Below are 20,006 nucleotides of genomic sequence, written 5' to 3' on the forward strand. Positions count from 1 at the left end.
CGCAGACATGGAACGAGGGGCCGCCGGATGGGCGGCCCCTCGTTCCATGGGCTGTCCGCCGCCGGGGTCAGTCGGCCACGGCGGACGATCCCACCGCCTTTTCCTCCCCCGTACCGGCCGGGTTGACCAGGTGGCAGGCGGTCGCGTGGCCGGTTCCGAGGAGTTCCGGCGACCGGGTGCGGCAGATGTTCACCGCGACCGGGCAGCGGGTGTGGAACCGGCAGCCGGCCGGCGGGTCGATCGGGCTGGGGATGTCGCCCCCGAGCACAACCCGCTGTCTGCGGCGCTGCTCGGCCGGGTCCGGCACCGGGGCAGCGGACAGCAGGGCCTGGGTGTACGGGTGCTGCGGATCGCTGAAGATCTGCTCGCGGGGCCCCGTTTCCACGATCTTGCCGAGGTACATTACCGCGATCCGGTCGGCCAGGAACTCCACCACCGACAGGTCATGGGTGATGAACAGGCAGGAGAAGCCCATGTCCTGCTGGAGGTCGCTGATCAGGTTGAGCACCGAGGCCTGGACCGACACGTCAAGTGCGGAGACCGGTTCGTCGGCGACCACCAGTTTGGGCTCCAGCGCCAGCGCGCGGGCCAGCCCCACGCGCTGGCGCTGCCCGCCGGACAGTTCGTGCGGGTAGCGGGACCGCATCTCGGCGCGCAGGCCGACACGTTCCAGCATCGCAGCGGCCCGCTCGTCGGCCTCGCGGCCCCGAGCCACCTTGTGGGACAGCAGTGGTTCGCTGACGATCTGTCCGATCGTGAAGCGCGGGTTGAGCGAGGAGAACGGGTCCTGGAAGACCATGTGCATGTCGCGGCGGAGCGGCAGCAGCATGCGGCGCGACAGCCGGGTGATGTTGCGTCCGTCCAGCGCGATGGTGCCCGAGGTGGGGTCGGTCAGCCGCAGGACGCACTTGCCGATGGTCGACTTTCCACTTCCGGACTCCCCCACCAGGCCCAGCACCTCACCCCGGCCGATGGTCAGCGACACACCGTCGACGGCGTGCACGACCTTACCGCGGCCGTCGGCCGGATAGTGCTTGACCAGCTCCGTCACTTCGAGGACGTTCCCCTTCACCGGCTACCTCCTGGAGCGGGTACTTCGGTCACCTTGGGACCGTCGAGTGGTTCCGGCACGGCCGATTCGCGTGTCGCTGGGTGGAAGCAGGCCGCCAGATGACCGTCGCCGTACGCGGTGAGTTCCGGCCGAGAGGCTGCGCAGTCGTCCTGTGCGTGGGCGCAGCGCGGGCGGAAGGCGCACTCGTCCGGGTCGGCGAACGGCTGCGGAACCATGCCGGGGATCTCGGTGAGCCGCCGCCGGCCGTCCGCCGCCGTGGTGGCGACCGACGGGATCGCTCCCATCAGTCCCACCGTGTACGGGTGCCTCGGCCGGCTGAACAGTTCGCCGACCGGGGCCTGTTCGACCGCCCGGCCGGCGTACATCACCACCGCCCGGTCCGCGATGTCGGCGACCACCCCGAGGTCGTGGGTGATCAAAATGATCGCGGTGCCCAGCCGGTCCCGCAGATCGCGGAACACATCGAGCACACCCGCCTGGATGGTGACGTCCAGGGCGGTGGTCGGCTCGTCGGCGATCAGTACCTGGGGCGAACAGGCGACGGCGATGGCGATCATCACGCGCTGTCGCATCCCGCCCGAGAGCTGGTGCGGATACTCCTTGATCCGCTGGGCCGGGGCCGGTATGCCCACCAGTTCGAGCAGTTCGACGGCGCGGGCCCGGGCAGCCGCCCGGGACAGGCCCTCGTGCCGGCGCAGCACCTCGGCGATCTGGAAGCCGACGGAGAAGCCCGGGTTGAGGGACGTCATCGGTTCCTGGAAAACGACCGAGACGTCCTTGCCCCGTACCTCCCGCATCTCCTTGTCGGTCAGGTCCGTCAGCTCGCGTCCGGCCAGCCTCACCGAGCCGGACAGCTTGGTGGACCCGGGCGGCAGCAGCCGCGGTACGGAGAGCGCGGTGACGGACTTGCCGGACCCGGACTCGCCGCAGAGCGCGAGGATCTCTCCCTGCCCCAGCTCCAGCGAGACATCCTTGACGGCATGCACGTCTCCGTCTTCGGTGTCGAAGGTCACCTTGAGGTCGGCGATTTCGAGGAGGCTCATCGGCCGCTCCTGGGATCGAGGACGTCCCGCAGGCCGTCCCCCAGCAGATTGAATCCGAGGGTGGTGATCGCGATCATGACGCCGGGCCAGACGGCGAGCCCCGGTGCCTGGTCCAGAAACTGCTGGGCGTCGGTGAGCATGACGCCCCAGGAAGGCGTCGGAGGCTGTACGCCAAGGCCCAGGAAGGACAGGGTGGACTCGCCGATGACCGCCGCCGGGATCCCGATGGTGGCCTGCACGATCAGCGCGTCGGCGGCGCTGGGGAGCACATACCGGTACAGGATTCCCATGTCGCCGACGCCGTCCACGACGGCCGCCGCCACATAGTCGGTCTCGCCGGCCGCCAGCACCTCGCCACGGGTGATCCGGACGATCCCGGGGATCTGGGCGACCCCGAGCGCGATGATGACGTTACGCAACGAGGGCCCCAGGATGGCGGCCATGCCGACGGCGAACACCAGCGCGGGGAACGCCAGCACCACGTCGACCAGCCGCATCACCACCGGGTCGAGGACCTTGCGGTAGAAGCCGGCCACCAGACCGATCGGCACGCCGACCGCCATCGCCAGCAGGGTGGAGAAGACCCCCGCCTCCAGCGAGGTGCGCGCCCCGTAGGCGATCCGGGCCAGGGTGTCGCGGCCCAGGTCGTCGGTGCCCAGCGGATGGGCGCCGGAGGGTGGGGCCAGGGTCGCCGCGTAGTCCTGAGCCGCCGGGTCGCCGGTGACCAGCGGCCCCACGATCGCGAGGATCAGGAACAGCCCGACCATCACCAGTCCGGCCATGGCCATCGGACGGCGCCGGAAGCGCCGCCACCGGCGGGCGAGGCGGCCCGCCCGGCCGGGTGCCTTCGCGGGGGCGGGTTTCTCCTGGTCGCCCGATACCGGGGATAGCAGCCTTTCGGTCACCGGGCACCTCCTGACAGCCTGATCCGCGGGTTCAACAGTGCGTAGGCGACATCCACCAGGAGGTTCACCACGACGTAGCCCACGACGGTCACCAGCACCACGGACTGGATGACCGGATAATTTCGGTCCAGCACGGCATCGACGGTCAGCTTGCCGAACCCCGGGATGACGAAGATCGACTCGGTCACCACCGCACCGCTGATCAGTTCCCCGAGCTGGAGGCCGAGGATCGTCACCACCGTGGTCAGGCTGTTGCGCAGGGCGTGCACCCCGATGACCTTGCCCTCCGCGATGCCCTTCGCGCGGGCGGTTCTGGTGTAGTCGGCGGCCAGCGAGTTCAGCATCGCCGCCCGGGTCTGCCGCATCAGCACCGCCGCGAACCCGGTGCCGAGCACCGCGACGGGCAGGATCAGCCGGCGCAGGTTCTCCAGCTGGTCGTCGGAGAACGCGACGAACCCGGAGGCGGGCAGCCAGTGCAGGTTCACCGCGAACACCAGGATGCCCAGCAGACCCAGCCAGAAGTGCGGAACCGAGAGCCCGACCAAGCCGAACGCGGTGGCGAAGTAATCCGCAGGCCGGCCTCTGCGGGCGGCGGCGATCACACCGGACAGCACGCCGATGCCGATCGCCACGATCATGGAGAGCAGGGCCAGTTCGAAGGTGATCGGCAGCCGCTCCATCAGGATGCCGGCGACCGGCAGCCCGTCCTTGGTGGACCTGCCGAGGTCACCGTGGAGCAACTGCCCCAGGTAGTCCACGTATTGCAGCGGCAGCGGCTTGTCGAGGCCGTACTGGTGCCGGATCGCGGCGATCACCTCCGGCCCGGCCTCCTGCCCGGCGAGCACCCTGGCGGGATCGCCGGGCAGCGCCCTGATCCCGAAGAAGATCAGGACGCTGGCCAGGAAGAGGACGATGACCGCCGCTCCGGCACGGCGCAGAATGAACAGTGTCACGAAGAATCGCCCTACTTGCTGTCCGCCGCGTAACCGGCGGCCTTGACGCGCGGGAGTCCGTCTGCGTAGTACTCCACGCCGGCGATGTCCTTGTTCAGACCCATGAAGTACTCGAGGTGGTACAGGTAGATCGTGCCGCGGAGTTCCGCCTGGCGCGCGATCGCCTTCGCGTACAGGGCCTTGCGCTGTGTCAGGTCGGTCTCGACGGAGGCCTGGTTGATCGGGTCGTCGATCCCCGGGTCGGACAGGCCCGGGTAGTTGACGGCGCCGCCGGTGGTGACCAGGTTGGTGAGGTTGCCGTCCGGGTCGACCCGTCCCGACCACTGTTCGATCATCGTGTCGAAGGTCCCGGCCGCGCCTTGTTCCAGGCCGGTGGCGAAGTCGATCGGCCGCACCTTGACGTCGAAGCCGGCTTCCTTGGCCATGCTCTGGATCACCTGGCCGAGCCGTTGGTCAGTGCTGTTGTCGGGCACCTGAAGGGTCACCGGGATCGGCGTCTTGACCCCGGACTGGGCGACCAGGGACTTGGCCTTGGCGACGTCGTGCGGGGTGCACGTGGTCTCGGTGCGGAACTCGCTCTTGAGCGGGATCGGGCTGCAGTCCGGCTGGTAGAGCCCGTTGTAGACGGCCTTGTTGATCGCCTCGCGGTCCAGGGCCAGTTCGAACGCCTCACGCAGCTCCGGGTACTGGGCCAACGGGGTGTTGACCTTGCCGGGCTTCTCCGTGGAGCCGTTCACATTGCCGATGTTGACGTCTATCGAGGTGTAACCGAACCCACCGCCCGCGACCACCTTGAGGTTCGGGTCGCCCTTCACCCCGTTCACCGAGGTGGTGGCCAGGTTGTCGGCTATCTGTATATCGCCGGACTTCAAGTTCGCGGCACGCACATTGGGGTCAACAATGATCTTGTAAATGACGCGGTCGAGCTTCACCTTGGACTCGTCGTAGTAGTACGGCGACTTCTTGACCACGATCTGGCTGCCGGAGGTACGGCTCTCGAACGCGAACGGTCCGACACAGACCGGCGCGGTGCCCAAGTTGTCACCGAGCTTGTCCAGCGCCGTCGGCGACATGACCATCCCGGCCCGGTCTGCGAGCTGCGCGGTGAGCGGCGTGAACGGCCGGGACAGCGTCAGCCGCACCGTCGTCGGGTCCACGACGGTCACCTTGGAGACGGCCGCCACATCCGACCGACGGGCGGATTTCGACCACGTACGGTGCCGGTCCAGGGACTTCTTGACCGCCGCCGCGTCGAACGGGGTGCCGTCGTTGAACTTGATCCCACTGCGCACCTTGATGGTGGCGGTCTTCCCGTCGGCCGACATCTGCGGGAGCGCGGTGGCCAGCTGCGGCACCAGCTTGGACTGGGAGTTGATGTCGTAGAGCTTCTCGCAGATGCTCGTGAACACCTCGCGCCCGACCAGGGTGGTCCCGCTGCTCGGGTCCAGCGCGTCCGGGTCCGCGTTCAGCGCGACGGTGAGCGTTCCGCCGTTCTTCACGGCGCGGTTGTCCGAGGTGGCGCGGGAGGGCGCCGTGGTGGTACCGCCGCTGCCCGAACTGGAGCAGGCGGAGAGGGCGGTGAGGGACGCGAGGACGAGTGCGGCTGTCAGCCGTCGGACTTGCATGAACGGACTCCCTTTCACCGACGGCGAGTCGGTGGTTGTGCTGATCGGGTTTACGGACGGGGGCGGCACAACCGCACCCAGGCGGCGATGCCTGGTACGGGAGTACAGGGGTACGGCAGGCCCCGCGGCGGGACGTCTACCGTGCGGCGGAGCGGAAGACCGCGGCGACCCCGGAGCCGGCGCTGGAGCCGCCCGGCGTCTGGCTGGCGTCGTACGGGTTGACCACCTGGCCGCCAAGAGAGCTGTAACCGCTGGGCATGCCGGTGGTGAGGTAGTTGGCGAACTCGGTGAGGTTCAGCTTGCCCAGGACGACCGCGCCGGCTTCCCGCAGCAGCTTCACCAGGGGGGCGTCCTTACGGGGAAGGGAATGCTCCAGGGCCGGCGAACCCGCCGTGGTGGGCATGCCCGCCACGGCGATGTTGTCCTTGATGAGCACGGGAATGCCGAGCAACGGACTGCCCGGGCCGCCGCTCTTGCGTCGTTCGTCGCCGGCCTTCGCCTCCTTCAGCGCGTCCGGGTTGAGGGCGCGCACCGAGTTCAGCGCGGGCCCGTGCACGTCGACCGCCTGGATACGGTTCAGATAGGCCTGGGTGAGCGCAGCGCTGGTGATCCGGCCGGACTCCAGCAACCGGGTCAGCTCGGCGACCGTCGCCGTCTCCAGGTCGGCCGGGAAGGGCTCCTCGGTCGGCTCGGGTTCCGAAACGGCCGCCTCGGGGGCGGACTCCGCGGTGGTGGGCGCGAATCCGCCGGAGGCGTCCGGCAGAGCGCGGGTCAGCTCACCATGGCGAGCGGTGAGCAGACGCGTCAACCGATTGGTACTGATGTCGCGCTCCCAACTAGTCTCGTGTTGAACGATCCACTGGGCGTTCATGGAAGCCGCGATGTGTCTCGGCGCTATTTCCCGCCGGAGGCGATCGCGTTGCCAAGTCGTTCATGAACATCAGATACGTGAGATTTCGCCTCGGCTGCCGGATATCACCACGTCACCTCCGGCCAGGACGCCCGCCACGAGGGCTCTTCACGTCACGCCGACGTGAAGGACAGGTTCCGCAAACAGCAACGGGCTCCGAGGACTTGACCCGCGATCGGCCTCCCAGCATTCGAGCGGTACGTAGCCAGCGGACAATCCGTGACCTTCTACAGGTCAGGCGTTGCCCATCACGTGATCATTGGGGCTGACCAATGGCGCCGTGAACTGGCCGTCTCCAGAGGCGGACCCAGGCCGCGGAGGCACCTCCTGAGACTTCAGGTCCTGCGGTGCTCCATGGCCATGCGGACCGCCAACGTCGTTGTTGCTGCTGCACTCGGCATCGCCGGACCGGCAATGGGCGAAGCCGTAGCCGGGCCCGGCCTGACAGCGACGACGACCGTTTCGGTCAACGGCACGACCGGCACATGGGCGGCCCGCAATCCCCACGTCACGCCGGCAGCCAACGGCGCACCCGAACACCCCTCCGGCCTGAGGGCCGCGAGGCTCCATCCCGATTGCATCCCGGCGTAGACCGAAGGCGCTGCGCCGGCCCGCCCGGAGATCGGACTGTCGCAGATGGGGCTGTACGGACGCGCCGGCGACTCATCTCAGACCGACTCGCCGGGCGTCAGATACCGGTAGCCGTTGTCGGTCTCCTCGGCAAGCCAGCCGTTGACGCTGCTGAGGCCGCGATCGTTGATCTGGGCGTCGTGTATCGCGAACGCCCGCTGCGGTTTGATCGCCTTGACGAAGTCGATCGCCTCCGCCATCTTCAACCACGATCCTTGGACCGGAACCAGGAGCGTCTCGATCGGCTGCTCGGGGACGTGCAGCGAGTCACCGGGGTGGTAGATCGCCTCGTCGATGATGTAACCGAGGTTCGCGCAGTCTGGCCGGCCGCCGTAGATGAACGCGTGACGCCCGCCGACCGCCCGTACGTGGAAGCCGGCGGCGGTGAACTCCGCCCCGGAGAACACCCCAGTGACCTCCAGCCGTGGAATGTTCGCTTCGGCCGGGGCGTAGACCGGCACTCGGAGCCCCGCCAGGCGAAGGACATCGATGTGATCGGCGTGTTCGTGAGTCACCAGCACGGCGTCCGCGCCGTTCAAGGCAGCCGGCTCGCTCCACGTCCCGGGATCGATGACCAGCACCCGGCCATCGTGTTCAAGCCGTACACATGCGTGGGTGTACTTCGTGATCCGCATGGCGTCCAAACGTACGCCGGCCCGCCGGAGATGGACTGCTCTTGAGGTCCCGGGGGGCGATCCATAAGGGCTCGTCCAGTCGAGTCGACCCATCGAGGCCGGTCAGGTTGTCTGACCCGGGTGCCATGCTGTGCCGTCATGGATATCGAACAGTTCTGGAACCTGATTGAACAAGCTCGCGGCAGAGTCGCCGATTCGGCCGATGCCGAAGACATCGCCCACCAGGCCGCCGCGCGCCGACGTCCGTCCGCCGCCGTGGTGGAGGCCGACGGGATCGCGCCCTGCGTCTGAAACGATGACTTGGGCGGCCTGGCTCGACGTTTCGCCTCAGTCGGCAGTGGCGGCCCCCGTGGCCCGGTCCTGCGCGCCGGCCGCGCCCGAGGCCGGGAATTCCGTTTCGATGATGTCCAGGATGTGCTCGCTGATCCGCTTTGCCAGCAGCTTTCCCTTCTCCGCGCTCGCCTTGGTGGGCGAGGCAAGTACGCCACTCGCGGTGGACATCGTCGTGTCGATCGGCACTACGTCATAGGGCGGATGCCGAAGCGGCGCGTCGTCGCGGATCCGGTCTTCCCGGATGGCGCCGGGCCGCAGATAGGCGAACAGCGAGGTCTCGATGAGCGAGGCATGTTCCAGTTCGAGACCGGGGAAGCCATCCGGGAACAGCTCCGCCAGATCCTCTTCGGAGAACTGCGGCAAGCCCTGCTCCACCACCACAATCTTGACCTGCGGGTGGCGTTCGGAGACCAGGAAGGCCGGCTCGTACACGAATCCGGCATTCTCGAAGTGCCAGTTGTAGACAACGATGCGAGTGAAGCCGGCGCGCACGAGTTCGTTGAGAACGTCCTCCAACACCGCCATCAATGTGGTGGCGCGTAGCGAGAGCGTGCCAGGAAAGTGCTGGCCGCCACCGCTGCCGGGACGGGAGCGGTAGCCCAGCCGGAGCGCCGGTCCCACGACGAAGTGTCGTTCGGCCGCGGCCAGCCGCAACAGTGCCTGGGGGATCGCCCAGTCCGCGGACACCGGTAGGTGCGGGCCGTGCTGCTCGGTCGCCCCCACCGAGATGACCACGGGAGTATCCCGCCGGGCCTCCTGGTCGATCTCCTGCCATGTCATCCACTCGTACTCGGCGGTCCCTGCGCCGATCTGCGGACACATCAGGTCGTCGATCACTTCGACCCCTTCCTCGTCGTCACTCGCGACGCGCCCGGCGCTGTCGCATCGGTAATAAGCGGGTGGTTCCGGCCCCGTTTCACGGCGGTCAGAGGTTGTTCCATGACGCTCTCTGCCGCGTGATTTCGCGCCATTCCCGCCACGGGGGGCTGGTGTAGAAGCGGGCCACAGCGGCCTCGAGCGCCGCGGCGGCGGATTTGCGGTCCTGTTGCTCAGGGCCTTGTCGGCCGGCCAGGAATCGGCGTAGTTCCATCCGCATCGCGGAGCCGTCGACCTTGGTCGTCCGGCCGTCGGCGAAGACGAGTTCGCCGTTGACATACACCTGCCGCAACGCGGCGGGGCGTGCCCGTCGTACGACCGCATCGATCGGTTCGGCCGTTGGGTCCAGGTACGCGCCAGTGATCGATTCCCAGTCCAGCACCAGGAAGTCCGCGGCATAGCCCGGTTGCAGGCGGCCGATGCGGCCGGCAAACGGTGTGGTAGCCGCCGATCCCTCCAGCGCCATGTCCAGTGCCTGGGCCGCCGTGGTGCGCGCGGTGGTGTCCTGACCGGGTGCCTGGGCCAGCGCCCAGGCCAAGCGGATCTCGCTGAACATGTCGCGGTCGTCGGCCAGACCGGCCTCGTCGATCCCGAGTGCCAGCCGGACGCCATTCGCCCGTAGCCGCGCCGTGGGTGCCAGGCCGCTGCGGAGCCGCAGGTTGCTGCCGGGGTTGTGGCAGACGAGCGTGCCGCTTGCAGCCAGTAGGTCGATGTCGGATTCGTCGATCCACACGGCGTGGCCGAGGGTCAGCCGAGAGGACAGCAGTCCGCGTTCGTGCAGGTACCCCACTGCGGTGCGGCCGCCTGAGCGCTGAGCAGCGTAGACCTCTTGGTAGGGAGTTTCGGACAGGTGCATGTGCATACCGACGTCGTCGCGCGCGGAGATCTCGGCGGCGGCCAGCAGCATTTCCTCGCTGCACCAGTGCAGGTTCGCGGGCGCGAGTTGGATGGCGATGCGGCCGTCGGCGGCCCCGTGCCACTTTTCGCGTAGCCGCGTGTAGCTCGACGCCAGTTGCTCTTCGGGGGTTTCGTAGGAGGCGGGCGTCAACATGCGCACCGCCTCCTGCTCGGCCGGGGAGAGCGAGGCGATGAACTGCTCGTCGTCGGAGTACACGAAACGGTTCTGGTCCGTCAGTCCCCGGGAGTAGGACACCCTCATGCCGACGTCGGCGTAAGCCCGTAGGACGGCCGTGTCGTCCGCCTCGTACTGCTCGGGGTCGCCGTGTAGACGCCCGCCCAGGTGTTGGACTGTGGTGACGCCGCCGGCGAGAAGCTCCACGGCGCCGCACACGGTGTCGAGGTAGGGATCCACCGCCGGTGGCCCGTGCCTGCGGGCGATCCACAGTTCGAGCGAGTCGTCGGGCACCCCGAGCTGGGTGGGGGTGAGTCCGACATGGTGGTGAGCGTTGACCAGTCCGGGCATGATCAGAGAAGTGGTGGCGTCGATCTCGACCACGTCACCGTCGAGGTCGGGCAGGTCCGCACGCGGTCCTGCGTAGCGCACCATCGCGTCCTGGATGACGAGTGCGGCGTCGCGGATCATGTGTGAGGTGCCCTGGTGTGAACCGGTGAGCAGTCGTCCCACAAGAATCACTGTCGTGGTTGTCATCAAGCCCCACCGCCTCCTGCACTGTGAAAGAGCTTCGTCACGAAGCCTCCCTGCAGGATCACACTTCAGCGGTCATTCATCACATCCCCGTTAAGCGGCATGACGCACCCGTTAAGGAGTTTGGCGGGGGCCTGTTACCGGCAGTCCCCAAGGCGTTCCCGGCCTGTTCGGAGTGGCTTGATGTCTGATTCATCCGGATCTTGGGGTCACTGGAGTTGACGGCCCGTCAGGACCCCGGCCGAGAATGGAACATTACTGAGCTGCCGGAAGGCCCCGCCGGCGGCGTGGGCGCCCGGCGGTGAGGGGTGGCATACGATATGGACATCGATGTGTCACCCAGACGAAACAGGACTTCCCTAATTTCTGTCGAGCGACAGGGAACGTCCGTCGACTCCGCGGCATGGCCCGCACTCGGAAACTCGGCTTCCGCCAGGGGCACGAAAGAAGGCGTCCGACCTGGGCCTAGGCCCGTCAGGCGCCTTCCGCGCGATCCGATTACAACGCAGCCCGGATTGCGCCGTCCATCCCACTTCCGCGCACTGGTCTCCCACTCCTGACCAGCAGTTGCGGACCAGTCGCGGACCAGATCCGACACTCAGCCCGGGAGGCTGCGCCTTCGCCGCGCCGGTCCCACTCATGCATGGACTGCTCGATGAGCCCGGCGGCATTGTTGTTCCACTCGGCGTCCTGCCGCGTTCCAGATCGCAGATCTCCGGTACTGGCCCGCCCGCTGATCGCGCGTCGCATCGCCCCCGCTGGGGCTCGCACAGCTCCGTCGGCCATACTGCTCGCCGTGAAGCAACAGCGCATCGATTCAAACATCCCGCCGGTACACGCCGCCGGGCTCGATCCGGCATACATTCCCGGTCTTGTGCCCTCACGCCCCGAGGCGGCGGACGAGGCGGACGCCCCGGAGCAGGGCGGCGAAGCCACCTCGACGGACCCCGCCCCGGCAGAAGAGGCCGTCGACGCGAAAGCGCAGGAGGATCCTGCCGGCGAAGAGGACAATGGGCCCGTCTTCGAGGTGTCTGACCGGCGGGGCGCCATCGTCGCCGACCGTGCAGGCATCACCTTCCGGCTGGACGAGGAAGAAGCCGAGTTCGGCTGGGACGAGATCGGGGCGGTGGAGATCGACACCTCGCGGTTCGGGCGGCGGTTCGGCGTCACGGTCTATATGTCCGACCGGCGCTGGTTCCAGGCGGATGTGAAGGCCCAGTCCAGAGCGATGCTCAAGGAGTGGGCGCAGGAACTCGACACGGTTCTGGACGCCCGGTTCGAGGAAACCGCGGCGTAGGCCCTCGTTTCTCAGGACCCCTCCCTCAAGGCCCTTTCCTGCATGGCCCCTTGAACGATGCTCAGGCAACTGGTGGTCGCGGGGCCGTGCTGGGCCGTGGTCCGGGTGAGCGCCGGGATGTCGCGACACATGCGGGGAGAGGTCGACGCGGTTCTCGACATCGTGGCGCTCAGAGCCAACTGGGTCCCGATGCGGGCTAGTTGCCGTGCCGCGCCCTCAACGAAGAGGTACTGCGATGAGTACTGCACGCCGGAGACCCGAGTGAGCAACGACGACGTCCTCGGTGACGTCTCGCCCCAGGATGGATACGGCCAGCCGGTGCGGGCACCGATGTCCCAGCCCCTGGACTACGCGGGCTGCTACCTCGGCCACCGGACAGGCCGCGATCGAAGAGCTGCGTCAACGTGCCGCGTGCAGCGAGACGCTGTCGTCGGTCGACGTCAGCCGGGCGCGAGCCCTCACAAGCCTCCATGGGTGTTCGGCCAGTGTGACAGGCGGGCTGACCAGCACCCTTCTCTGGGGTGGAGTCGAGGGTTGTCAACTTTACTGCCGCGAGGTATATAGGGGATGTGTCCGTCATGTGCATCCCGTCTTCGGGAGAGGAGTGACCGATGATGCTCATGCGAACCGACCCCTTCCGGGAGCTGGACCGGCTCACCCAGCAGGTGCTCGGCACCGCGGCGGCAAGGCCGGCGGCCATGCCGATGGACGCCTTCCGCGACGGTGACACCTTCGTCGTCGAACTCGACCTGCCCGGCGTGGACCCCGAGAGCATCGACCTGGGCGTCGAGCGCAATGTGCTGACGGTCAAGGCCGAACGCCGCCCGAGCGCCGGCGAGGACACCGAGGTCCTGATCGCCGAGCGGCCCGCCGGGTCCTTCAGCCGCCAGCTCTTCCTCGGCGAAACCCTCGACAGCGAACGCATCGACGCCTCCTACGACGCCGGTGTGCTGCGGCTGCGGATCCCCGTCGCCGAGCAGGCCCAGCCCCGAAAGATCACCATCAGCGGCGGCGACTCACGCAAGCAGATCGGCGGCTGAACACAACGGGCGGGGCGTGACACCCCGCCCGCGACCGACAGCCCCTGCCGGGCGACGGCTATGAGGCTGGACAGGGAGGACTCATGCGCATGCACTGGGACGCGTTCCTGGCCACCGTTCAGGACCGCGGCGAATACCGCTCACAGGAAGAGGCCGAACGAGCCGCTCGAGTGGTTCTTGCCCTGCTGGGCGCACACCTGGTGGGTGAGGTGCGGGCCGAGTTGGCCTCTCGGCTTCCGGAAACGTGCGAGCTGCTACTGCTCAACCCCCTCCAGGCGCACGAACCGCTCCCGCCCGAGCGCTTCATCCGGGCGACAGCAGCCTGGATCGAAGGGGCCACGGAGCAGACCGCGACGTGGGACGTCAGTGCCGTGCTCAGCGTCGTGGCCGACGCTGCGGGCGAAGACCTGATGCACCGGATCCTGCTCCAGCTCCCCGTGGGCTACGACCTGCTCTTCGGCCGCCCGCAGCCCATCTGAGACACAGCTCCCGCCCCAACACCGAGTGGCTGCACTGCCATGCCTCCTCCTGAGGACGCGCCTATCAGGTATGCGCATCCTCGGTACGCGCCCGCTCCGCGGGGCGCGGGCCCTGCACCGGTGCCTCGTCCGCCGCGGTCGGGTCGCGGCGGACGAGCAGCGTGCCGATCACGCATGCGACGCCCGCCAGGACGAAGCCGTACGCCGGGGTGCCCCCCGAGGGATGGGTCTCGTACACGAGCGCCGCCGACAGCACAGTCAGCACCCTGCCGGTGCGGCCGTGCCACGTGGTGGCGGCGATCACCGTTGTGCCCCACAGCAGGTACCAGGGCTGCACCATCGGCGAGAGGGCGACCAGGGCCAGCAGAGCCAGGCCCAGGGCATGGGCCGGGTTCAGGCGGCCGCTCATCGCCCGCCACGCCAGGTGGGCGATCAACGCGAGCGCCGCCGCCAGGCCCAGGGTCTGGACGGCAGCCTTGACCGGGCCCGGGTCGGTGCCGATGAGCAGGTGCAGCAGCTCGCCGAGCCCAAGGCCCAGGTCGCTGGTGGCCGACAGCGCGGTGTGTATGTTGCCCGCGACGCTCTGGGTCCTGAGCCAGCCAAAGCCGGTACCGCCGAGCAGCGTCGCCGCGACGGCGACCGCCCCTGCGACCAGGCCAGGTGCCAGCCCCTTCACCACCCGGCGTACGAGCGGGCCGGTCGCCGCCCTGCTCACGAGCACGCCGATGAACAACAGCGCCACTGCCGCCGGGGACTTGACCATCATGGCGAGCCCGACGAGTGCGCCCCCCGCCATCCACCTCCCGCGCATGGCGAGCACCACGCCCGCCAGCATGAGACCGATCATCAGCCCGTCGTTGTGCATGCCGCCGACCACATGCATGAGCAACAGCGGATTGAGCGCCCCGAGCCATAGGGCACCGCTCTCGCTCTTGCCGTGCTCCCGCGCGAGGCGCCGCAGAGCCCACACGATCAGCGCCAGCGCGCCCACGGCGACGAGCCGCATCACCAGCACAGCGGGAACGATCGTCCCACCCGTCACCCAGGCCACGCCTCGCGCGAGAATCAGGAAGAACGGGCCGTACGGCGCGGGGGCGTCGGTCCAGTTCCCCCCGACGCTCGCGGCGGCGTCGGCACCGAGCCCGACGGGGCCAAGGACCGACGGCCCCACGCTGTAGACGTCGCGTCCTTCGAGGACCATCGCGCCCTGGGCGATGTAGCTGTACACGTCGGCGCTGTAGAGCGGCGGTGCCAGCACAAGCGGGGTCGCCCACCAGGCAAGGGTGACGAGCGTGTCGCGCACGGAGGCCCCAGCCCTGCCGTACCGCCACCAGGCAACGACGAGCAGGGTCAGCCCGGCGTACGCCATGACGGCGGCCGCCACGGTCACCGCGGACCCGTGGGGCACCCAAAGCCCCCACGGGTCACGGGCCGGCAGTGTTCCGGCGGCCCAGCCGCCCACGGCGGCCGCGGCGGAGCCGGCCGCGCCCAGCCGACGGTACCCGCCGGCGCTCAACGCCCACATGGCCCGCCAATCTATCGAACGGGTGCGCAGGCTTCCCCGAAGGGTCGCCGTCAGCCAGGCCGGGGGACGCCGCTGGTGCAGGCTGGAGGGACTGCCAAGCCGCCCGGCTGGTGACGCGCCAGAGCGCCGCTCCGTCGCGAAACCCCCAACCAGGACGCGATCCGCGGTTGGCAGAACCGGGGATCCTCCGCACCGTTAGTAGTCCACCGCCATTCCCTGACCGCCACGTCGAGAGGCAGCACGACGACCACACCCCACAACTGCACACCCGCCCGGCCATGTCCACGCTCACCGCGGACACGCCGGACGAGCCCCCGCTACGCCGCGGCGTAACTGAGGCGGAACAGGTCCTGGGCCCGCTCCAGGTCCCACTCCGTGCCGGCGCGGGATCAGGCCGCGTTGGCGGAGCGTCGGATCAGGAACGCAGTTGGCGATCCGTCACCCGGTGACGGCCCGGTGAGGCCGGGCCGTCACGGGCGACAGGGATGTCAGGCGGCGGTCAGGTTGGCCCGCAGGAATTCGAGGGTGCGATCCCACGCCAACGCCGCGGACTCGGCGTGGTAGGCCTCGGGACGCGCGTCGTTGAAGAAGGCGTGGCCCGCCGGGTAGACGTGGAAGGTCGGGACTGTGCCGGACTGGGACTTGATGGCGGCCTCGACCTCTTCCAGGGCGGGCAGCGGCACTGTGTCGTCGAATTCCCCATAGTGGCCGAGGATCTCCGCCTTGAGCTGCGAGAAGTCGGGCACGCCTTCCTTGTTGACACCGTAGAACGGAGCGGCGGCCGCGACCCGCTGATCCTTGGCGGCGAGACTGAGCACGAATCCGCCACCCATGCAGAAGCCGACGCTTCCCACCCTCTCGCCGTCGGTCTCGGCACGGGACAGGAGGTAGTCCACCGCACCGGAGAGCAGATCGACCCCGCGCTCCGTTGGCAGCTCGAGCATCAGGCGCAGGGCCTCCTCGGAGTCGTGGGCGACCTTGCGGCCGTACAGGTCCGGGGCCAGCGCCACAAAACCGGCCTGTGCGAACCGGTCGGTGATGTCCTTGATGTGGTCGGTCAGCCCCCACCATTCCTGGATCACGATGATCCCGGGCCCATGGCCGGCGGGCGGCAGGGCCAGATAGCCGTGCGCGGTCGCTCCGGCGCTCGGGAACGTGACGTTGTGCGGGGCGGGCTCGGTGGCCATGAAGGATGCTCCAGATAGTTGAACGATGAACGTTACGATCATAGGAGGCTGTGGGTGCTGGACAACACCATGGTGGCGGAGACCGGGCCCCCGACGGCTGATTGTTTGAGTGCTCTTCGCCATCGGTTCGGCCTCCGGTGTGGTGGGCGTCCCCGGCCCCGCCCGCTCAGCAGCGGGTATACCGTCGCGGCGATCCAAGCGTGGCTCCACCCATGATCTGCCAGACAGGCCCTACTCCGGAATGCTCTGCCTGGCCCAGATGATCTTGCCGGCCGTGGTGTAGCGAGTGCCCCAGCGCCGGGTGAGCTGCGCGACGAGAAACAGGCCTCGGCCCCCTTCGTCGGTGGTACGGGCGTGGCGCAGTCGGGGGGAGGTGTTGCTGGCATCGGAGACTTCGCAGATCAGGCCGTTCTGCCAGATCAGTCGCAGCCGGATGGGGGCGCTGCCGTAGCGGATGGCGTTGGTGACGAGTTCGCTGACGATCAGTTCCGTGGTGAACTGCAGCTCGTCGAGCCCCCACTCGGCGAGCTTGCTGACGGCGAGGTCGCGGGCGTCGGCGACGACGGCCGGGTCGGCGGGCACGTCCCAGGAGGCGACCTGGCCGACGTTCAGTCCATGGGTGCGGGCGACGAGCAGGGCGGCGTCGTCGCGGGGGGGACCGGTCATCAGGGCGCCGACCACGTTCTCGCAGATATCGTCCAGTTTCGGGCCGGGGCGGGTCAGTGCTTCGGAGAGGCGGGCCAGCCCGACGTCCATATCCCGCCCGCATGCCTCGATGAGGCCGTCGGTGTACAGGGCGAGCAGAGTGCCGTCGGGCAGTTCCAGTTCAGCGGACTCGAAGGGCAGGAAGCCCAGGCCGAGCGGTGGTCCTGCGGGCAGGTCGGGGAAGGTGGCTGTGCCGTCGGCCATGACGATCGCCGGTGGTGGGTGACCGGCCCGGGCCAGGGTGCACCGCCTGCTGACCGGATCGTAGACGGCGTACAGACAGGTGGCACCCAGCAAGGAGGTGGTCACGGCCTGATGCCCCTCCGCGGCCGCTTCCGTACCTTCCTGCTCGACAAGGCTGATAACCAGGTCGTCCAAGTGGGCGAGCACTTCCTCGGGAGGCAGGTCGAGATCGGCGAGTGTGTGCACGGCGGTACGCAGACGGCCCATGGTGGCGGCGGCGTTGGTCCCGTGACCGACCACGTCGCCGACGACCAGGGCGACGCGGGCTCCGGACAGCGGGATCACGTCGAACCAGTCGCCACCCACCGCGTTCGGGGCGTCTGCCGGAAAGTATCGCGATGCCACGTCCAGCACGGTTCCCGCAGGCAGCACGCGCGGCAGCAGGTTGTGCTGCAGGGCCAGGGCCGCCTTGCGCTCGCGGGTGAAGCGGCGGGCGTTGTCCACGCACACACTGGCGCGGGCCAGGAGCTCCCCGGCAAGGCTGACATCGTCCTGGTCGAACGGATCCGGGCGCCGCGAACGCGCGAAGGTCGCGACGCCCACGAAGGCCCCCCGGGCTCGCAGCGGCGCGACCAGGACCGAGTGGATCCCGAAGGCACGGGCCCGCGCCGCCCGGGCCGGGTCCTCGGCCAGCCAGGTGCTGGTGGAGACGTCGGCCAGCGATTCGACCACGGCCACGCCATCTCTCAGACATCGGGCCGCCGGCGAGGTGGGGAGAGGGCGGAGCGCCTCCCCGGTCCTCTCGGTCATCTCAGGGCACCCCGGGTTGATGGACTCCTGAGCCGTACGCCGCAGGCCGGGGCTTCCGTCCCCCGGCCGGGGAGGGGGTTCCTCACCGTGCAGGACCGTGTCCAGCAGGTCGACGGCGACGACATCGGCGAAGCGCGGCACCGAGACCTCGGCGAGTTCCTCCGCGGTCCGTACGACATCGAGCGTGCTGCCGATGTGCGCGCTGGCCTTGGTCAGCAGGGCCAGCCGTTCCCGGGCTCGCCAACGTTCGGTGTTGTCCACCGCCATGGCCCACAGGCCCAGCACCCGGCCGGTCGAGTCCTCGAGCCGGAACATGGACGTCCACCACGCGCCCTGCCGGCTCGGCTCCACCGGACTGGGCGCGATGTACTCGTAGTTGAGGACCGGAACGCCTGTCTCCAGCACCTTCCGCAGCTCTCTCTCGAGCCGCTCCCCGTGCTCGATCGGGAGTACCTCGGTCGGCCGCCGCCCCAGCCGCCGCTCCCGTGGCAGCGCCCCGCCGTACGTCAGCACATCATTCACCCAGACGAACCGCAGGTCCGTATCCAGCACCACCACGCCGACCGGTGCATACGCGAGCAGCGGTTCCATCATCATCCGGCTCAGCTCCGACCCAGGCGTTCTCTGCTCCTCCCGGGCCAGGATCGTCCACTGCGTGCTCCCTGCCGGGTCATGCACCGCGAAGACCCGCACCGCCAGTGTCAGCCGCCGCCCGTCACGATGCCGGACGGCCATCGCGCCTTCCCACCCGTCCTGCGCGCGGCACTCCTTGGCTGTGTCGACCGCTGTCGCCCCGTCCTCGGGCTGATCCAGCAGGGCCAGGGCAGGCGTGTCCAAGATCTCCTTGTCCCGGTAGCCGAGCAGCCGTTGCGCCGACTCGGTCCAGCCGATGACTACTCCCTGCGCGTCCAGCACCGCCACGGCTATCTGCGCTACGTCGAACAGCCGCACCGACCCCTCGGGTATGACATTCTCCGGGAACATCATCGCCGACCCGTCCCATCGACTGCTCGGTGCTACCCGGCGACGTCGGGCCGCGGGCCGCCCCGGGACTCACCCCGCCGATCCATTAGTCGCCTCCCACTCCCTATGATCCACCGATTTTCGGCTCCCGCCCTGCCGGGGTCGGCGGCCGGACCGCCCGCGGCGGGCCGGAGGGGCCGGACCGCTCTTCAGAGCCATGTCAGCTCGTGGCGGCCAGTCACCCCCGGCGGGCGCGCCGACGGCTCGGTATACAGAAGATCCTCAACACCTGGCGTCTGGACGGTGGCGCGGCGAGCCGCTCGTCTACGTCGCCCTGGCTATCATGCGACACGCAGCCACACCACGGGCCTCTGAGAGGAGGTCTCATGTCGTTCGTCTCCGTAGAGGACAACGTCAATCTGCACTATCGCGTTGCCGGCGACGGGCCGACGCTTTTGTTCCATCCCGGGTTCTCCAACACGCTGGACCTGTGGAACTGGCTGGTCCTCCGGCTCTCCCCGACCCACCGCTGCGTCACGTTCGACCCGCGGGGCCACGGCGCCTCGGACAAGCCCGACTCGGCGTACGACCTCGCCGAACTGGCCGGGGATGTCGTCGGCCTGGCCGAGAGGCTCGGTCTGACCGACGTCACACTGGTGGGGCACTCGCTCGGCGGCGCGGTCAGTCTGAAGGCCGTGCTCGACCACGACAGCGCGGGCCGAATCAGCCGCCTCGCGCTCATCGACCCGGCACTGCCGACCTTCCTGCGCGCCGAGGGCGAGGAATTCGGTGTTCCTCCCGACGTGTACGAGCAGATGCGGACCGACATCGTCTCCAGCTGGGTACCCACCCAGCTGGAGACTGCGAAGATCTTCTTCCACCGCACGGACCCGGCTACCGCACGCTGGATCTTCGAGCAGACCCTCGCCATGCCGGTGCACATCGCCGCCCGGTACTTCGCTCAGCTGCCCTCGATCGATTTCCGCGACCGGCTCACCGAGATCACACTTCCGGTCCTGCTGTTGTGGGGTGCCCACGACAGACTCACCGACCCCCGGTGGACGGAGTGGTTCCGTGCGCGTGATCTGCCTGGTTGGCGGGTCGAAATCCTGGAGCAGAGCGGGCACGGCGCGATGGTCGACGAGTCGGCCCGCATGGCCGAGTCGCTGCGCGAGTTCACCGGCTGACTCATCACCGGCCGACGCCCGCGCATACGCTTCGACGTCTCC

At 68.8% G+C, this 20,006-nt stretch carries 17 protein-coding genes; 5 read left to right on the plus strand and 12 right to left on the minus strand.

What is annotated here, in order from left to right:
- Nucleotides 1-67: 67 nt before the first annotated feature.
- The 7 genes from ACWDO5_RS05540 to ACWDO5_RS05570 all read right to left on the minus strand — a co-directional run bounded on the left by ACWDO5_RS05540 (nucleotide 68) and on the right by ACWDO5_RS05570 (nucleotide 7,773).
- On the minus strand, nucleotides 68-1,072 hold the full coding sequence (locus ACWDO5_RS05540) for an ABC transporter ATP-binding protein (RefSeq protein ID WP_450528629.1): 1,005 nt from the start codon (nucleotides 1,070-1,072) through the stop codon (nucleotides 68-70).
- Nucleotides 1,069-2,115, minus strand: coding sequence for an ABC transporter ATP-binding protein (locus tag ACWDO5_RS05545; RefSeq protein ID WP_450528631.1), 1,047 nt, complete (start codon nucleotides 2,113-2,115; stop codon nucleotides 1,069-1,071). The genes ACWDO5_RS05540 and ACWDO5_RS05545 overlap by 4 nt, the downstream gene beginning before the upstream one ends.
- Nucleotides 2,112-3,020, minus strand: a complete 909-nt coding sequence (locus ACWDO5_RS05550; protein WP_450528633.1) for an ABC transporter permease — start codon at nucleotides 3,018-3,020, stop codon at nucleotides 2,112-2,114. Before ACWDO5_RS05550 ends, ACWDO5_RS05545 begins: the two co-directional genes overlap by 4 nt.
- Complete coding sequence (locus ACWDO5_RS05555; RefSeq protein WP_450528635.1) at nucleotides 3,017-3,973, minus strand: ABC transporter permease; 957 nt, start codon at nucleotides 3,971-3,973, stop codon at nucleotides 3,017-3,019. The genes ACWDO5_RS05550 and ACWDO5_RS05555 overlap by 4 nt, the downstream gene beginning before the upstream one ends.
- 11 nt (nucleotides 3,974-3,984) lie before the next feature.
- Nucleotides 3,985-5,598: an ABC transporter substrate-binding protein gene (locus ACWDO5_RS05560; RefSeq protein WP_450528637.1), complete on the minus strand. Its 1,614-nt coding sequence runs from the start codon at nucleotides 5,596-5,598 to the stop codon at nucleotides 3,985-3,987.
- A 136-nt stretch (nucleotides 5,599-5,734) separates the two neighbouring features.
- Nucleotides 5,735-6,469 (minus strand): amidase family protein, encoded by a 735-nt coding sequence (locus tag ACWDO5_RS05565; RefSeq protein ID WP_450528639.1) that lies wholly within the window; start codon nucleotides 6,467-6,469, stop codon nucleotides 5,735-5,737.
- Between the two features lie 707 nt (nucleotides 6,470-7,176).
- Nucleotides 7,177-7,773, minus strand: a complete 597-nt coding sequence (locus tag ACWDO5_RS05570) for an MBL fold metallo-hydrolase (protein WP_450528641.1) — start codon at nucleotides 7,771-7,773, stop codon at nucleotides 7,177-7,179.
- A gap of 138 nt (nucleotides 7,774-7,911) precedes the next feature.
- Here ACWDO5_RS05570 and ACWDO5_RS05575 point away from each other — a divergent pair, with 138 nt between their 5' ends.
- Nucleotides 7,912-8,064 (plus strand): hypothetical protein, encoded by a 153-nt coding sequence (locus ACWDO5_RS05575; RefSeq protein WP_450528643.1) that lies wholly within the window; start codon nucleotides 7,912-7,914, stop codon nucleotides 8,062-8,064.
- A 36-nt stretch (nucleotides 8,065-8,100) separates the two neighbouring features.
- Here ACWDO5_RS05575 and ACWDO5_RS05580 read toward each other — a convergent pair whose 3' ends face one another.
- Nucleotides 8,101-8,943 carry a creatininase gene (locus ACWDO5_RS05580; protein WP_450528645.1) on the minus strand — a complete coding sequence of 281 codons (843 nt, stop codon included), beginning with the start codon at nucleotides 8,941-8,943 and terminating at the stop codon, nucleotides 8,101-8,103.
- A gap of 88 nt (nucleotides 8,944-9,031) precedes the next feature.
- The gene (locus ACWDO5_RS05585; RefSeq protein ID WP_450528647.1) at nucleotides 9,032-10,591 is read right to left on the minus strand and encodes an amidohydrolase family protein; all 1,560 of its coding nucleotides are present in this window, start codon (nucleotides 10,589-10,591) and stop codon (nucleotides 9,032-9,034) included.
- A gap of 793 nt (nucleotides 10,592-11,384) precedes the next feature.
- Here ACWDO5_RS05585 and ACWDO5_RS05590 point away from each other — a divergent pair.
- From ACWDO5_RS05590 to ACWDO5_RS05600, 3 genes are all read left to right on the plus strand, one after another.
- Nucleotides 11,385-11,885 (plus strand): hypothetical protein, encoded by a 501-nt coding sequence (locus ACWDO5_RS05590; RefSeq protein WP_450528649.1) that lies wholly within the window; start codon nucleotides 11,385-11,387, stop codon nucleotides 11,883-11,885.
- A gap of 614 nt (nucleotides 11,886-12,499) precedes the next feature.
- Nucleotides 12,500-12,925, plus strand: coding sequence for an Hsp20/alpha crystallin family protein (locus ACWDO5_RS05595; RefSeq protein WP_450528678.1), 426 nt, complete (start codon nucleotides 12,500-12,502; stop codon nucleotides 12,923-12,925).
- Between the two features lie 83 nt (nucleotides 12,926-13,008).
- Nucleotides 13,009-13,404: a DUF2267 domain-containing protein gene (locus ACWDO5_RS05600; RefSeq protein ID WP_450528651.1), complete on the plus strand. Its 396-nt coding sequence runs from the start codon at nucleotides 13,009-13,011 to the stop codon at nucleotides 13,402-13,404.
- Nucleotides 13,405-13,468: 64 nt separating this feature from the next.
- Here the strand turns inward: ACWDO5_RS05600 and mptB are convergent, their stop codons facing one another.
- The 3 genes from mptB to ACWDO5_RS05615 form a co-directional block, all read right to left on the minus strand.
- Nucleotides 13,469-14,929, minus strand: coding sequence for a polyprenol phosphomannose-dependent alpha 1,6 mannosyltransferase MptB (gene mptB / locus ACWDO5_RS05605; protein ID WP_450528653.1), 1,461 nt, complete (start codon nucleotides 14,927-14,929; stop codon nucleotides 13,469-13,471).
- 488 nt (nucleotides 14,930-15,417) lie between these two features.
- Nucleotides 15,418-16,116, minus strand: coding sequence for a dienelactone hydrolase family protein (locus tag ACWDO5_RS05610; protein ID WP_450528655.1), 699 nt, complete (start codon nucleotides 16,114-16,116; stop codon nucleotides 15,418-15,420).
- A 231-nt stretch (nucleotides 16,117-16,347) separates the two neighbouring features.
- On the minus strand, nucleotides 16,348-18,801 hold the full coding sequence (locus ACWDO5_RS05615; RefSeq protein ID WP_450528657.1) for a SpoIIE family protein phosphatase: 2,454 nt from the start codon (nucleotides 18,799-18,801) through the stop codon (nucleotides 16,348-16,350).
- 362 nt (nucleotides 18,802-19,163) lie between these two features.
- Between ACWDO5_RS05615 and ACWDO5_RS05620 the strand changes: the two genes are divergently transcribed.
- Entirely contained in the window at nucleotides 19,164-19,964 is an 801-nt protein-coding gene (locus ACWDO5_RS05620) for an alpha/beta fold hydrolase (RefSeq protein WP_450528658.1), read from the plus strand.
- Nucleotides 19,965-20,006 lie beyond the last annotated feature (42 nt).

The sequence above is a fragment of the Streptomyces sp. NPDC000880 genome (genome assembly GCF_053599675.1).

Excerpts from the sequence above, each read along its gene's own strand:
- mptB (WP_450528653.1), bottom strand. The coding sequence starts at position 14,929 with ATGTGGGCGTTGAGCGCCGGCGGGTACCGTCGGCTGGGCGCGGCCGGC.
- ACWDO5_RS05570 (WP_450528641.1), bottom strand. The coding sequence starts at position 7,773 with ATGCGGATCACGAAGTACACCCACGCATGTGTACGGCTTGAACACGAT.
- ACWDO5_RS05620 (WP_450528658.1), top strand. The coding sequence starts at position 19,164 with ATGTCGTTCGTCTCCGTAGAGGACAACGTCAATCTGCACTATCGCGTT.
- ACWDO5_RS05595 (WP_450528678.1), top strand. The coding sequence starts at position 12,500 with ATGCTCATGCGAACCGACCCCTTCCGGGAGCTGGACCGGCTCACCCAG.
- ACWDO5_RS05565 (WP_450528639.1), bottom strand. The coding sequence starts at position 6,469 with ATGAACGCCCAGTGGATCGTTCAACACGAGACTAGTTGGGAGCGCGAC.
- ACWDO5_RS05545 (WP_450528631.1), bottom strand. The coding sequence starts at position 2,115 with ATGAGCCTCCTCGAAATCGCCGACCTCAAGGTGACCTTCGACACCGAA.
- ACWDO5_RS05585 (WP_450528647.1), bottom strand. The coding sequence starts at position 10,591 with ATGACAACCACGACAGTGATTCTTGTGGGACGACTGCTCACCGGTTCA.
- ACWDO5_RS05600 (WP_450528651.1), top strand. The coding sequence starts at position 13,009 with ATGCGCATGCACTGGGACGCGTTCCTGGCCACCGTTCAGGACCGCGGC.
- ACWDO5_RS05575 (WP_450528643.1), top strand. The coding sequence starts at position 7,912 with ATGGATATCGAACAGTTCTGGAACCTGATTGAACAAGCTCGCGGCAGA.
- ACWDO5_RS05560 (WP_450528637.1), bottom strand. The coding sequence starts at position 5,598 with ATGCAAGTCCGACGGCTGACAGCCGCACTCGTCCTCGCGTCCCTCACC.
- ACWDO5_RS05615 (WP_450528657.1), bottom strand. The coding sequence starts at position 18,801 with ATGATGTTCCCGGAGAATGTCATACCCGAGGGGTCGGTGCGGCTGTTC.
- ACWDO5_RS05610 (WP_450528655.1), bottom strand. The coding sequence starts at position 16,116 with ATGGCCACCGAGCCCGCCCCGCACAACGTCACGTTCCCGAGCGCCGGA.